The organism is Nocardioides convexus (genome assembly GCF_011090295.1).
Map to the genome: position 1 here is coordinate 885,544 of NZ_JAAMYA010000001.1, position 12,467 is coordinate 898,010.

10 protein-coding genes and 11 pseudogenes are annotated in these 12,467 nt (G+C 72.0%); 3 read left to right on the top strand and 18 right to left on the bottom strand.

Annotation, left to right across the window (positions count from 1 at the left end; translation table 11 throughout):
* Nucleotides 1–21: 21 nt before the first annotated feature.
* Nucleotides 22–1,038 (top strand): annotated as a pseudogene (locus G5V59_RS06535) (steroid 3-ketoacyl-CoA thiolase); the annotation flags it as partial.
* Nucleotides 1,039–1,293: 255 nt separating this feature from the next.
* On the opposite strand, the gene prcA reads toward G5V59_RS06535, so the two are convergent.
* The 7 genes and pseudogenes from prcA to G5V59_RS06570 form a co-directional block, all read right to left on the bottom strand.
* Nucleotides 1,294–1,962, bottom strand: a complete 669-nt coding sequence (prcA, locus tag G5V59_RS06540) for a proteasome subunit alpha (protein WP_278255944.1) — start codon at nt 1,960–1,962, stop codon at nt 1,294–1,296.
* A gap of 33 nt (nt 1,963–1,995) precedes the next feature.
* Nucleotides 1,996–2,848 (bottom strand): annotated as a pseudogene (gene prcB / locus G5V59_RS06545) (proteasome subunit beta).
* The gene (locus tag G5V59_RS06550) at nt 2,845–3,042 is read right to left on the bottom strand and encodes a ubiquitin-like protein Pup (protein ID WP_278255945.1); all 198 of its coding nucleotides are present in this window, start codon (nt 3,040–3,042) and stop codon (nt 2,845–2,847) included. The pseudogene prcB and the gene G5V59_RS06550 overlap by 4 nt, the downstream one beginning before the upstream one ends.
* Nucleotides 3,043–3,293: 251 nt before the next feature.
* Nucleotides 3,294–3,677 (bottom strand): annotated as a pseudogene (locus G5V59_RS06555) (proteasome accessory factor PafA2 family protein); the annotation flags it as partial.
* A gap of 170 nt (nt 3,678–3,847) precedes the next feature.
* Nucleotides 3,848–4,357: pseudogene (locus G5V59_RS06560) on the bottom strand (proteasome accessory factor PafA2 family protein); the annotation flags it as partial.
* A 40-nt stretch (nt 4,358–4,397) separates the two neighbouring features.
* A pseudogene (locus G5V59_RS06565) lies at nt 4,398–4,607 on the bottom strand (proteasome accessory factor PafA2 family protein); the annotation flags it as partial.
* A 186-nt stretch (nt 4,608–4,793) separates the two neighbouring features.
* Nucleotides 4,794–5,132 carry a hypothetical protein gene (locus tag G5V59_RS06570; RefSeq protein WP_278255946.1) on the bottom strand — a complete coding sequence of 113 codons (339 nt, stop codon included), beginning with the start codon at nt 5,130–5,132 and terminating at the stop codon, nt 4,794–4,796.
* Here G5V59_RS06570 and G5V59_RS06575 point away from each other — a divergent pair.
* Nucleotides 5,131–5,511 carry a DUF1206 domain-containing protein gene (locus G5V59_RS06575; RefSeq protein WP_278255947.1) on the top strand — a complete coding sequence of 127 codons (381 nt, stop codon included), beginning with the start codon at nt 5,131–5,133 and terminating at the stop codon, nt 5,509–5,511. The two genes, G5V59_RS06570 and G5V59_RS06575, sit on opposite strands and share 2 nt — an antisense overlap.
* A 226-nt stretch (nt 5,512–5,737) precedes the next feature.
* On the opposite strand, the gene G5V59_RS06580 is transcribed toward G5V59_RS06575, so the two are convergent.
* From G5V59_RS06580 to G5V59_RS36005, 7 genes and pseudogenes are all read right to left on the bottom strand, one after another.
* A complete protein-coding gene (locus tag G5V59_RS06580) occupies nt 5,738–6,364 on the bottom strand; it encodes an AAA family ATPase (RefSeq protein ID WP_278255948.1) in 627 nt (208 codons plus the stop codon).
* Nucleotides 6,365–6,446: 82 nt separating this feature from the next.
* Nucleotides 6,447–6,608 (bottom strand): annotated as a pseudogene (locus G5V59_RS35995) (AAA family ATPase); the annotation flags it as partial.
* Nucleotides 6,608–6,870: pseudogene (locus tag G5V59_RS36000) on the bottom strand (AAA family ATPase); the annotation flags it as partial. The pseudogenes G5V59_RS35995 and G5V59_RS36000, both read right to left, overlap by 1 nt.
* Nucleotides 6,776–7,507 (bottom strand): hypothetical protein, encoded by a 732-nt coding sequence (locus G5V59_RS06590; protein ID WP_278255949.1) that lies wholly within the window; start codon nt 7,505–7,507, stop codon nt 6,776–6,778. The gene G5V59_RS06590 and the pseudogene G5V59_RS36000, both read right to left, overlap by 95 nt.
* 107 nt (nt 7,508–7,614) lie before the next feature.
* Nucleotides 7,615–8,512, bottom strand: a pseudogene (locus tag G5V59_RS06595) (tRNA (adenine-N1)-methyltransferase).
* A gap of 67 nt (nt 8,513–8,579) precedes the next feature.
* On the bottom strand, nt 8,580–9,065 hold the full coding sequence (locus G5V59_RS06600; RefSeq protein WP_341351142.1) for a CBS domain-containing protein: 486 nt from the start codon (nt 9,063–9,065) through the stop codon (nt 8,580–8,582).
* A 127-nt stretch (nt 9,066–9,192) separates the two neighbouring features.
* Nucleotides 9,193–9,663: pseudogene (locus tag G5V59_RS36005) on the bottom strand (M50 family metallopeptidase); the annotation flags it as partial.
* 607 nt (nt 9,664–10,270) lie between these two features.
* On the opposite strand from G5V59_RS36005, the gene G5V59_RS06610 reads away from it, so the two are divergent.
* Entirely contained in the window at nt 10,271–10,441 is a 171-nt protein-coding gene (locus G5V59_RS06610) for a PD-(D/E)XK nuclease family protein (RefSeq protein WP_278255950.1), read from the top strand.
* Here the strand turns inward: G5V59_RS06610 and G5V59_RS06615 are convergent.
* The 4 genes and pseudogenes from G5V59_RS06615 to G5V59_RS06630 form a co-directional block, all read right to left on the bottom strand.
* On the bottom strand, nt 10,378–11,088 hold the full coding sequence (locus G5V59_RS06615; RefSeq protein ID WP_278255951.1) for an HAD-IA family hydrolase: 711 nt from the start codon (nt 11,086–11,088) through the stop codon (nt 10,378–10,380). The genes G5V59_RS06610 and G5V59_RS06615 overlap by 64 nt on opposite strands.
* 296 nt (nt 11,089–11,384) lie before the next feature.
* Nucleotides 11,385–11,669 (bottom strand): DUF3516 domain-containing protein, encoded by a 285-nt coding sequence (locus tag G5V59_RS06620; RefSeq protein ID WP_278259682.1) that lies wholly within the window; start codon nt 11,667–11,669, stop codon nt 11,385–11,387.
* A 70-nt stretch (nt 11,670–11,739) separates the two neighbouring features.
* A pseudogene (locus tag G5V59_RS06625) lies at nt 11,740–11,868 on the bottom strand (DUF3516 domain-containing protein); the annotation flags it as partial.
* Nucleotides 11,869–11,962: 94 nt separating this feature from the next.
* Nucleotides 11,963–12,409 (bottom strand): annotated as a pseudogene (locus G5V59_RS06630) (DUF3516 domain-containing protein); the annotation flags it as partial.
* Between the last annotated feature and the right edge of the window lie 58 nt (nt 12,410–12,467).

Consider the following 12,467-nt stretch of genomic DNA (forward strand, 5'->3'; position numbering starts at 1 on the left):
GTTCGGTGCTATCGTGCCGCCATGGGCAACCCTGTGATCGTCGAGGCCGTCCGCACTCCCCTGGGCAAGCGCAAGGGCTGGCTGGCCGGGCTGCACCCGGCGCAGACGCTCGGCTTCGTGCAGGCCGAGGTGCTCCGCCGGGCCGGGGTCGACCCGGCGCTCGTCGAGCAGGTCGTCGGGGGCATCGTCAGCCAGGCGGGCGAGCAGTCCAACGACGCCGTACGACGCGCGTGGCTCTACGCCGGCCTCCCGCAGGCCACCGCGGGCACCGCTCTCGACGCCCAGTGCGGCTCGGGCCAGCAGGCCACCCACCTCGTCAACGACATGGTCGCCGCCGGAACGATCGAGGTCGGCATCGCCTGCGGCGTGGAGATGATGTCCCGCATCCCGCTGGGTGCCAACGTCCCGCCCGGGATGGGCGACCCGCGGCCCGCCGACTGGTCGATCGACATGCCCAACCAGTTCGAGGCCGCCGACCGGATCGCCCGCAACCGCGGCCTGTCCCGTGCCGACCTGGAGGCGCTCGGCCTGGCCTCGCAGGAGAAGGCGGCCGTCGCGGTGTCGGAGGGGCGGTTCAAGCGCGAGATCGCGCCGATCTCCGCACCGGTCCTGTCCGAGTCCGGCGAGCCGACCGGCGAGACCCGCGTCGTCGACGCCGACCAGGGCCTGCGCGCCACGACCGCGGACGGCCTCGCGGGGCTCAAGCCGGTCCTGGAGGACGGGCTGCACACCGCCGGCACCTCCTCGCAGATCTCCGACGGCGCCGCGGCGCTGCTGGTCATGGACGAGGACCGTGCGCGCTCGCTGGGCCTGACCCCGCGCGCCCGGATCATCTCCCAGTGCCTGGTCGGCTCGGACCCGTACTACCACCTGGACGGACCGATCGACGCCACCCAGCGTCTCCTCGACCGCACCGGGATGGCGATCGGCGACTTCGACATCTTCGAGGTCAACGAGGCGTTCGCCTCCGTCGTGCTGTCCTGGGCGGGGGTGCACGGCGTCGATCTCGACAAGGTCAACGTCAACGGCGGCGCCATCGCCCTCGGTCACCCCGTGGGCGCCACCGGCGTCCGCCTGATCACGACCGCCCTGCACGAGCCTGGAGCGCCGCGACGCCTCCACCGCCCTGATCTCCATGTGCGCCGGAGGCGCCATGGCGACCGGGACGATCATCGAGCGGATCTGAGCGCAGGCCGCCTCAGAGCGGAGGCGCCACCGGGGGGCTCGCCGGAGCCGGCCTCGCCGGGAGTCTCCGAGGAGTGCACCTGGGGCGCCGCCTCGGCCGGACCGCGCTCACCGAGCAAACTCGGCGAGCCGCGCCGGAAGGATCCGCCGGAACTTCCGCGGCTGCACCCGGGTGCGGTCGAGCACCGCGACCTCGAGGTCCTCGACCGGGATCACCCGGTCCTGGACCTGCCCGCCGTCGGAGGTGTGGCCGAGCGCCCCGACCGCGACCCGCAGCGCGGAGGCGAGGTCGGCGCCGTCGACGTGGTTCTCCCGCAGGTACGACGTGACGGTCTCTGCGTCCCCGCCCATCACCGCGAAGCCGTGCTCGTCGGCGACGCGCCCCTCGTAGGTGAGCCGGTAGATCTGGTCGTCGGCCGCGGTCTCGCCGATCTCGGCCACGAAGATCTCCACCTCGTAGGGCTTCTCGCCGCCGGAGGAGAAGATCGTGCCGAGGGTCTGCGCGTAGGCGTTGGCCAGGCCGCGACCGGTGACGTCGCGCCGGTCGTAGGCGTAGCCGCGCATGTCGGCGAGCCGGACGCCGGCGATGCGGAGGTTCTCGAACTCGTTGTAGCGCCCGACCGCGGCGAAGGCGAGCCGGTCGTAGAGCCCGGAGACCTTGTGCAGCGCCTGGGAGGGGTTCTCGGTCACCAGCAGCACGCCGTCGGCGTACTGCACCGCGGCGAGCGAGCGCCCGCGGGCGATGCCCTTGCGCGCGAAGTCCGCCCGGTCCTTCATCAGCCTGCTCGGGCGAGACGTAGAACGGGGTGCTCATGAGACTTCCTCTCCACCGCCGGGCAGCGGGGCCACCGGGCCGTCGGGCCGCACGAAGCGCGCGGCGACCAGGCTCGTCGGCGAGTGCGCCGAGCCTCTCCTCGGACTGGCGCACGGCGCCGTCGGCGGTGATCACCCAGACCACCGGGAAGATCCGGCGGGTCAGGTCGGGGCCGCCGGTGGCGGAGTCGTCGTCCGCGGCGTCGTAGAGCGCCTGCAGGCACACCCGCACGGCGTCGTCGGGGCTCAGGTCGTCGCGGTAGAGCCTTCTTGAGCGCACCGCGGGCGAACAGCGAGCCGGAGCCGACCGAGAAGAAGGATGCCTCCTCGTGGCGTCCGCCCGTCACGTCGTAGCCGAAGATCCGCCCGGCACCGCTGGCGAGGTCGTAGCCCGCGAACATCGGGACGACGGCGAGGCCCTGCATCGCCATCCCGAGGTTGGCGCGGATCAACGCGGAGAGCCGGTTGGCCTTGCCGTCGAGGGAGAGGATCGTGCCCTCGATCTTCTCGTAGTGCTCGAGCTCGACCTGGAACAGCCGGACCATCTCGACGGCGAGACCGGCGGTGCCGGCGATGCCGACCACGGAGTACTCGTCGGCGGGGAAGACCTTCTCGATGTCGCGCTGCGCGATGACGTTGCCCATCGTGGCGCGTCGGTCACCGGCCATCACGACACCGCCGGGGAAGGTGGCGGCGACGATCGTCGTGCCGTGCGGCGCGAACCGGCGGCGCTGCCGGCGGGCAGCGAGCGGCGCGCGGGCAGCAGGTCGGGAGCGTTCTCGGCGACGAAGTCGCTGAACGAGGAGGTGCCCGGGCGCAGGAAGGCGGCCGGGATGCGTGCGTCGCTCACTCGCCACCCTTTTGGATGAACGACTTCACGAAGTCCTCGGCGTTGGACTCGAGGACGTCGTCGATCTCGTCGAGGATCGCGTCCACGTCCTCGTCGAGCGACTCCTTGCGCTCGGCGACGTCGGACTCGGCGGCGACGTCGGTCGTCTCCTCGGTCTCCTCCGCCTTGCGCGGCTGCTTCTGCTCCTGGGCCATGCTGCAACCCTATCCACTCGCTGGCTGTGCGGACGAGGGTTCTCGGCAGGGGTCACCTGCTCAGCGCGCGGACCAGCCTCCTCGGCGCTCGCGCAGGAGTCGATCAGCCCGCCCACGTGCGCGCGGGTCCCGCGCAGCGGATCGATCGTGGGGACGCGCTGGAGGGAGTCGCGCCCGGGCAGGTCGAAGATCACCGAGTCCCACGACGCCGCGGCGATGTCGCCGGAGTACTTCTCCAGGCAGCGGCCGCGGAAGTAGGCCCGGGTCTCCTCCGGCGGGTTCGTCATCGCCGCCTCGACCTCGTCGTCGGTGAGCAGCCGCTGGATCCGCCCGGCCTGCACCAGGCGGTGGTACAGGCCCTTCTCGGGCCGGATGTCGGAGTACTGGTAGTCGATGAGCCTGGCTTCGCGTCGTCCCAGGCCAGGCCGTCACGCTGGCGGTACTGCTCCAGGAGCCTGAGCCTGGCCACCCAGTCGAGCCTGGTCGGCCAGCGACATCGGGTCGGTCTCCAGCCGGTCGAGGACGTCCTCCCAGCGGGCCAGAACGTCGAGGGTCTGGGGGTCCGCGTCGGCGCCGTAGCGGTCCTCGACGTACTTCCTGGCCAGGTCGAGGTACTCCAGCTGCGCACTGGACACCCGTCAGGTGCCGCCCGTCGGCCAGGGTCACCTCGTGCCGCAGCGTCGGGTCGTGGGACACCGCCCGCAACGACGCGACCGGTACGTCGACCGCGAGACTCGCGGTCGATGAACTTGTCCTCGATCATCGCCAGCACCAGCGAGGTCGTCCCGACCTTGAGGTAGGTCGCGATCTCGCTCAGGTTCGCGTCGCCGATGATCACGTGCAGCCGCCGGTACTTCTCCGGATCGGCGTGCGGCTCGTCGCGGGTGTTGATGATCGGCCGCTTGAGCGTGGTCTCGAGACCGACCTCGACCTCGAAGAAGTCCGCGCGCTGGCTGATCTGGAAGCCCTGGCCGCGCCCGTCCTGACCGGTGCCGACCCGGCCGGCGCCGCAGATCACCTGGCGGCTGACGAAGAACGGGGTGAGGTGCCGCACGATGTCGCCGAACGGCGTGGAGCGCCGCATCAGGTAGTTCTCGTGGGCGCCGTACGACGCACCCTTGTTGTCGGTGTTGTTCTTGTAGAGCACGATCTGCGGGTTGCCGGGCAGGTTCTGCGCGAGCCGCGCGGCGTCGAGCATGACCTGCTCCCCCGCCTTGTCCCAGCGCACGATGTCCAGCGGGGTGACGACCTCGGGGGTGGAGTACTCCGGGTGCGCGTGGTCGACGTAGAGCCGCGCGCCGTTGGTGAGGATCACGTTGGCCGGGCCCAGGTCCTCGTCGGTGAGACTGGGTCGGGTCGGCCACCTGGCGGGACATGTCGAAGCCGCGGGCGTCGCGCAGCGGCGACTCCTCCTCGAAGTCCCAGCGGGCGCGACGGGCTCGCACGGTGGCGGTGGCGTAGGCGTTGACGACCTGCGAGGAGGCCACCATCGGGTTCGCCGTGGGCTGGCCCTGCACCGAGATGCCGTACTCCACCTCGGTGCCCATCACGCGCCGCACGCTCATGCCACCCAGCCTACGCGGACCGCGCGGCCGGGATGCGCCGTACGCTCCGGGGTAGTGCACAGCCAGGAGGAACCATGAGCGCCCCCGGTCAAGCCGCCGAGCGCGCGGCACGCGAGGCCCGCGACCACCCGGCCCTCGACGCGCTGGCGCGCGCCGGCTTCGTCGCCTACGGCGTGGTCTACCTGCTCATCGGGTGGCTGGCCGCGCAGGCTCGCGCTCGGCCACGCCGAGGGTTCGGCCTCCGGCAAGGGCGCCTTCGCCGAGATCGCCCAGAAGCCGCTCGGCGCGATCGCGCTCTGGCTCGCCGCCGCCGGCCTCGCCGCCCTCGTGGTCTGGCAGGTCTGCCAGGCCGTGGGCGGACACCGCGACCACGACGGCGTACGACGCCACCTCAGCCGGCTGGGCTCCGCCGGTCGTGCGGTGGTGCTCGCCGGGCTGTCGGTGCTCGCGGTGCGCACCGCGCTCGGCGACGCCGGCTCCAGCGGGTCCGGCGGCGGCGGGTGGACCGGGAAGTCTGCTCGCCATGCCGGCGGGCCCGGTGCTCGTCGTGCTGGCAGGCGCGGTGGTGCTCGCGATCGCCGTCGCCAGCGCCCACCGCGGCCTCTCCGACCGCTGGCGCAAGGACATCGACGCCGAGGGCCGCACCGGCGAGGTCGGCAGGGCCGTCGAGGTGCTCGCGCGGGCGGGCTACCTCAGCCGCGGTCTGGCCTTCGGCGTGATCGCACTGCTCCTCGTGCGCGCCGCGCTCGAGCACGACCCCTCGGAGTCCGGCGGGCTGGACCAGGCGATCGTGCGCTTCCGCGACGAGCCGCTGGGTCCGTGGCTCATCGTCGTGGTCGCGGCCGGCCTCGGCTGCTTCGGGGCGTACCACCTGGTGCGCGCCTGGTACCTGCGCGCGGAGTGATCCCGGGGACCAGCCCGGCGACCGGCTCCGACGCAGACGAGCCCCGCACCCGACCCGGGCGCGGGGCTCGTCACGTGCGGCGGGTCAGCGACCCTTGGCGACCTTGACGGCGGCGGTGACGCCGAGCGCGACGAGGGCGACGATGACGAGCTTCTTGATCATGAGGACTCCTCCGGAGAGTGGGAACGTTGCGGGCTCCACCCTGTCAGGTGGCGCCAAGGAACTGTCAGAGGTACTGGCCCGTGTCGCTGACCGTGTCGATGGACCGGCCCGGCTCGGTGCCCTGCTTGCCGGTGATGAGCGTGCGGATGAACACGATCCGCTCGCCCTTCTTGCCCGAGATCCGCGCCCAGTCGTCGGGGTTGGTGGTGTTGGGCAGGTCCTCGTTCTCCTTGAACTCGTCGACGCACGCCTGCAGGAGGTGCGAGACCCGCAGCCCCTTCTGGTCGTGGTCGAGGAAGTCCTTGATGGCCATCTTCTTCGCCCGGTCGACGATGTTCTGGATCATCGCGCCGGAGTTGAAGTCCTTGAAGTACAGGACCTCCTTGTCACCGTTGGCGTAGGTCACCTCGAGGAAGCGGTTCTCCTCGGTCTCGGTGTACATCCGCTCCACCGTCGCCTGGATCATCCCGGCGACCGCGGCCTGCTTGTCGCCACCGAACTCGGCGACGTCCTCGGTGTGCAGCGGGAGCGAGGAGGTGAGGTACTTGCTGAAGATGTCGCGTGCCGACTCCGCGTCCGGGCGCTCGATCTTGATCTTCACGTCGAGCCGGCCCGGGCGCAGGATGGCTGGGTCGATCATGTCCTCGCGGTTGGAGGCACCGATCACCAGCACGTTCTCCAGCGTCTCCACGCCGTCGATCTCGCTGAGCAGGCTGCGGCACGATCGTGTTCTCGACGTCGGAGGAGACGCCCGAGCCGCGGGTGCGGAAGAGGGAGTCCATCTCGTCGAAGAACACGATGACCGGGGTGCCCTGCGAGGCCTTCTCCCGGGCACGCTGGAACACCAGGCGGATGTGCCGCTCGGTCTCGCCGACGTACTTGTTGAGCAGACTCGGGGCCCTTGATGTTGAGGAAGTACGACTTGCCCTCAGCACCCGTCTTGGCGGCGACCTTCTTGGCCAGCGAGTTGGCCACGGCCTTGGCGATCAGCGTCTTGCCGCAGCCCGGAGGGCCGTAGAGCAGGATGCCCTTGGGCGGCTTGAGCTCGTGCTCGGCGAACAGACTCCGGGTAGAGGTACGGCAGACTCGACGGCGTCCTGGATCATCTCGATCTGGTTGCCCAGACCGCCGATGGTCTCGTAGGTGATGTCCGGGACCTCCTCGAGGACCAGGCTCCTCGACCTCGGACTTCGGCACCTTCTCGTAGACGTAGCCCGCGCGCGCGTCGAGCAGCAGCGAGTCGCCGGCGCGCAAGGTCTCGGTCAGCAGCGGCTCGGCGAGCCTTGACCACCCGCTCCTCGTCGGCGTTCGCGATCACCAGGACGCGCTCGCCGTCGGCCAGCACCTCCTTGAGCATGACGACCTCGCCGACCGTCTCGTAGTCGAAGGCGGCGACCACGTTGAGCGCCTCGTTGAGCATGACCTCCTGGCCGCGGCGCAGGCTGTCGAGGTCGACCGCCGGGCTGACCGTGACGCGCAGCTTTGCGGCCGCCGGTGAACACGTCGACGGAGTCGTCCTCGTTGCGGGCCAGGAAGGTCCCGAAGCCGGCCGGCGGCTGGGCCAGCCGGTCGACCTCCTCCTTGAGCCTTCATGATCTGGTCGCGCGCGTCGCGCAGAGTGGTCGCGAGCCGCTCGTTCTGCGCGGTCACCGCGGCGAGCGAGCGTTGTGCGTCGGCCAGGCGCATCTCGAGCGAGCGGCTCCCGCCGCCCGGCGTCTCGACCACCCGGCGGCGCAGGTCGTGGACCTCGTCCTCGAGGTAGCGGACCTGCTCCTCGAGGCTCCTCGCGACTCGCAGAGCGGTGGCTACCCGTGCCTTCTCCCATGCTGGTCATGGCGACACCTCCTGCCGACGACCCTACTCGCGGGAGTGTTACACGGAAGTGGTTCGCCACGCTTTGGTGGCAACGATTCGATTGCGGGCCGGCAGGCCCGGGCTCGATCAGTCCTCGACAGGGGCTTCCGGCACCCCGGGCGGACGCGGGCCGGCGTAGTCGGGGCCGTAGGCGCCGGGCGCCGGGCGGCGCTTCTTCAGCGGCGCCCGCTCACCGGGTGCCATCCGCCGCGCGGTGACCAGGAAGGCCGTGTGCCCGATCATCTTGTGCCCGGGCCGCACGGCCAGGCCCTCGACGTGCCAGTCACGGACGAGCGACTCCCAGGGGGCGGGCTCGGTGAAGCCGCCGTGGACCCGCACCGCCTCGACGAACTTCGACAAGCTGGGTGGTCGTGGCGACGTACGCGCAGACGATGCCGCCGGGCAGCAGCGCGTCCGCCGCGGCGTCCAGGCAGTCCCACGGGGCGAGCATGTCGAGGATGATCCGGTCGCAGCGCTCGCCGGAGGCGGGCAGCGCCTCGGCGAGGTCACCGAGCGACAGTGTCCACGCCGGGTGGTCGCCGCCGAAGAACTGGGTGACGTTGCGCCGCGCGACCTCGGCGAACTCCTCGCGCCGCTCGTACGACGACACCCGGCCGTGCGGCCCGACGGCCCGCAGCAGCGAGCAGGTCAGCGCGCCGGAGCCGACGCCCGCCTCCACGACGTGCGCGCCGGGGAAGATGTCGGCCATCGCGATGATCTGCGCGGAGTCCTTGGGGTAGACCACGGCCGCGCCGCGGGGCATCGAGACGACGTACTCCGACAGCAGGGGGCGGAAGACGAGGTACTCCCCGCCCACCGACGAGGTGACCGTGAAGCCCTCGTCACGCCCGATCAGGTCGTCGTGGTCGAGGTGGCCCTTGTTGGAGAAGAAGCGCTTGCCGGGCTCGAGGGCGAAGTTGTGCCGGCGGCCCTTGCCGTCCAGCAGGCGCACCCACTCCCCCGCGCGCAGCGGGCCTCGGTGCACTCCGGACCAGGCGTCCTCGGGTACGTCGGGAGTTGCGTCGCTCACCGGCGCAATCTATCGGTTCCGGCTACCTGCTCCGCATCGTGGCGATGATGTCGGCGGTCGCGAGCACGCCGTGCACGCTGCCGTCCTCGCCGACCAGGACGTACTCCGAGGCCGGCGTACGGCGCAGCACGCCCAGCAGGTCGTCGCCCTGGATCGACACCGGCAGGACCCGCCCGTCGGCGAGGCTGCGGGCCACGGCCGAGACCGGCATCCAGGGCAGCCGCTCCTGCGGCACCGAGCGGACCGCGTCCGCCTCGACGACGCCGACCGGCCGGCCGTCGGTGGTGGCGGTGACGATGCCGCGCGCGCCGGACTCCTCGGCCCGGCGCAGCGCCTCGGCGAGCGGCAGGTCCGCGGGCACGGTGATGCTCGGTCGCGCGAGGTCGCGGGCCACCACCCGCGACAAGCTGGCGTACGACGGCCGAGGCGGCCAGCGCCTGGCTGGCACCGGTCCACAGGAACACCGCGACGATGACCAGCACGATCGGGTTGACCACCGAGCCGGCACCGGCGCTGAGCATCGCCCAGAGCACGACCGCCCCGGCCGCGACCCGGCCGCCCCAGGCGGCCACCACGGTTCCGGTGTGCATCCTGCCGGTGAGCGCCCAGACCCCGGCCTTGAGCACCCGGCCGCCGTCGAGCGGCAGGCCGGGAACCAGGTTGAGGATGCCGATCACGATGTTGGCGCCGGCGAGGCCCTCCACGACGAGGCGCAGCAGGCCCTCCGGCATCACGAACCACAGTCCGAGCGCGCCCGCGCCGACCAGCAGCGAGGTGATCGGGCCGACGACCGCGATCCAGAACTCCTGGGCGGGCCGGCGGGCCTCGCCGTCGATGGTCGTGGCACCGCCGAGGAAGTGCAGGGTGATCGCCTCGACCCGGAACCCGTAGGAGCGTGCCACCACCGCGTGCGAGGCCTCGTGGAGCAGGATCGCCAGGTAGAGCGCCATCGCGAAGGCGAGCCCGACGAGGTACTTCCAGCCGCCGAGGCCGGGCTGCACGTCCTCCACCCGCGGGCCCATGATCCAGGCGATGAGGGCGGCGACGAAGAACCAGGAGGTCGAGACGAGCACGTCGCTGCCCGCGATCCGGCCGATGCGGAACATGCCCCGGGGCACGGGGGGCCGCGGCGGGGCGGGGGGCGACGTACCGGACACACCCCGAGGCTATCCGGCGGGTGTCGGCCGCCGGGGTGTCGGTGGGCTCGCCTAGTGTCGAGGACATGACGACGAGTCCCGCCCCGGCCGGCATCGAGCCGGCCGACCCGGCCGAGCGCGGGGGCACCCGCGTCGACGGGGTCGAGGTGCTGGGCGCGCTCTCGCCGTCGCGGGTCGGGGACTTCCTCAGCCTGCCCGCTGCTCTACCGCTTCCGCACCATCGACCGGCTGCCCGAGCCCGCCTCGTCCGCGGCCGTGCGCGGCACCCTGGTCCACCGGGTCCTCGAGCAGGCTCTTCGACCTGCCCGCGGCCGAGCGCACGCCCGAGGTCGCCGACACGATGGTGCTGCCGGCATGGGAGGAGCCTGCAGGCGGTCGAGCCCGCGGTCACCGAGATGTTCCCCGAGGACGGCCCGGAGATCGCCTCCTGGCTGCTGTCGTGCCGCACGACGCTGGCCCGCTACTTCGCGCTCGAGGACCCGCGCCGCCTCGAGCCCGCCGACCGCGAGCTCTACGTGGAGTCGCTCACCGACACCAAAGCTTGCTCCTGCGCGGGGTGATCGACCGGGTCGACGTGGCGCCCGACGGGGCGATCAGGATCGTCGACTACAAGACCGGCAACGCGGTCAGCGAGATGTTCGAGGGCAAGGTCCTCTTCCAGACTCAAGTTCTACGCGCTGGTGCTGTGGCGCACCCGCGGCGTGGTGCCGAAGATGCTGCAGGCTGATCTACCTCGGCGACGGCCGGTGCTGCGCTACGAGCCCGAGGAGCGCGAGCCTGATCGCCACCGAGCGCAAGGTCCAGGCGGTGTGGGACGCGATCCGCGCCGCGACCGAGCCTGCGCGAGTTCGAGGCGCGTCCCGGCGCGGGGTGCAAGTGGTGCGCGCACACCGCGATCTGCCCGGCCTGGGGCGGCACCCCACCCCCCTTCCCGCCGGATCGGGTCAGAGAGTCGCCAGGCTCCGCCGGAGTGATCCCGTGCAGCGAGTCGCGGAAGACCCGGTTGGGCCCTTCCGGCACCGGCACGTGGTTCGGTACGACGAGCACACGGCACCCTGCCGCCTCCGCCGAGCGCGCTCCGGTCGGGGAGTCCTCGATCGCCACGCACGTGGCCGGGTCGACGCCGAGCGCGGCCGCCGCGGTGAGGTACGCCTCCGGGTGCGGCTTGCCCTCGCTGACCATGTCGCCGGTGACGATCACCTGGAAGGTCTCCGGCGGGAGGTGCTCCAGGATCGGCGCGACGAACCGCTGGTAGGACATCGTCACCAGCCCGCACGGCACCCCGGCCGCGCGCAGCGCCAGCAGCAGCTCCCGCGAGCCCTCGCACCACGGCACTGCGTGCCGCACCTGCGCCACCACCCCGTCGAGCAGCATCTCGACGACCTCCTCGGCCGACTGCGCCAGCCCGAGCCTTGGTCTTGAGGTACTCCCCCGACACCAGCAGGTCGTTGCCCACCAGGCTCATCGCGTCCTCGTGGGTCCAGGTGCCGCCGTGCTCCTCGGCGATGGCCGACTCGGTGGCCATCCAGTAGGGCTCGGTGTCGACGAGGGTGCCGTCCATGTCCCACAGGACGGCGGCGGGCAGCGCGGTGTTCAGGATCGTCTCCGGAGCTCGGGGCGGTTCGGTCGGGCCTGGGTCACCCTAGTCGGCAGCGTGGGCCGCTCCCGCATCAGCCGGTCAGGCTCCCCATCTCTCGGGTCCGTACGACGGCCTCGCCCACCGCGTCGCTGGCCGCCAGGTCGACCTCCGCGCGGATCACCCAGTCGTCGTGCCCGTCCGGGTCGTGCAGCGTCTGGGTGACCACCCAGACCTCGGGCCCCTTCTCGACGGTGAGCAGCGCCGGGCCGCGGGCGTCGGCGTCGGTGAGCAGCCGGTCGTGCTCGGCGTAGTAGTCCCCGATCGCGGTGTCCCAGTCCTGCTCGCCCCACTCCGCGCCCTCGTCGAGGGCGGCCAGCGCGGCGACGTCGTCGCGCGCGACGAGCCTCGACGCGGCGCCACAGCGCGTTGCGGACCATCACGTCGAAGACCCGGCCCTGCTGGCTGAGCGGGCGCGGCGGAGGCGGGGGCTCGTGGTGGCTGACCTGCGTGCTCGCGTGCGAGGGGTCGGCCAGCGCCTCCCACTCGTCGAGCAGCGAGGAGTCGACCTGGCGCACGGTCTCGCCGAGCCAGTCGACGAGGAGCTCCAGGCTCCTCGGTCCGGTACGACGCGGGGACGGTCTGCCGCAGCGCCCGGTAGGCGTCGGTGAGGTAGCGCAGCACCAGCCCCTCCGAGCGGGCGACCTGGTAGCGGGAGACCAGGTCGGTGAAGCCCATCCCCTGCTCCCACATCTCCCGCACGACCGACTTGGGCGCCAGCGCGTCGGGAGCGAGCCAGGGGTGCCGCTCCCGGTAGGTCTCGAACAGCGGCTCCAGCAGGTCGGCGAGCGGCTCGGGCCAGGTGATGTCCTCGACGAGGGCCATCCGCTCGTCGTACTCGACGCCGTCGGCCTTGAGCGCGGCGATGGCCTCCCCGCGAGCGGCGTGCCGTTGGGCGAGCAGCAGCGGCCGCGGCGCCTCCAGGGTCGCCTCCACGACGGAGACCACGTCGAGCACGAAGGTCGGGCTCTCCGGGTCGAGCACGTCGAGCACGGCCAGCGCGAAGTGCGAGAGCGGCTGGTTGAGGGCGAAGTCGGCCGGCAGTGCCTCGGTGAGCACGTAGCGGCGGCCGAAGCCGTCGAGCCTCGTCGAGCCGGGTGATCACCTCGGAGGTCAC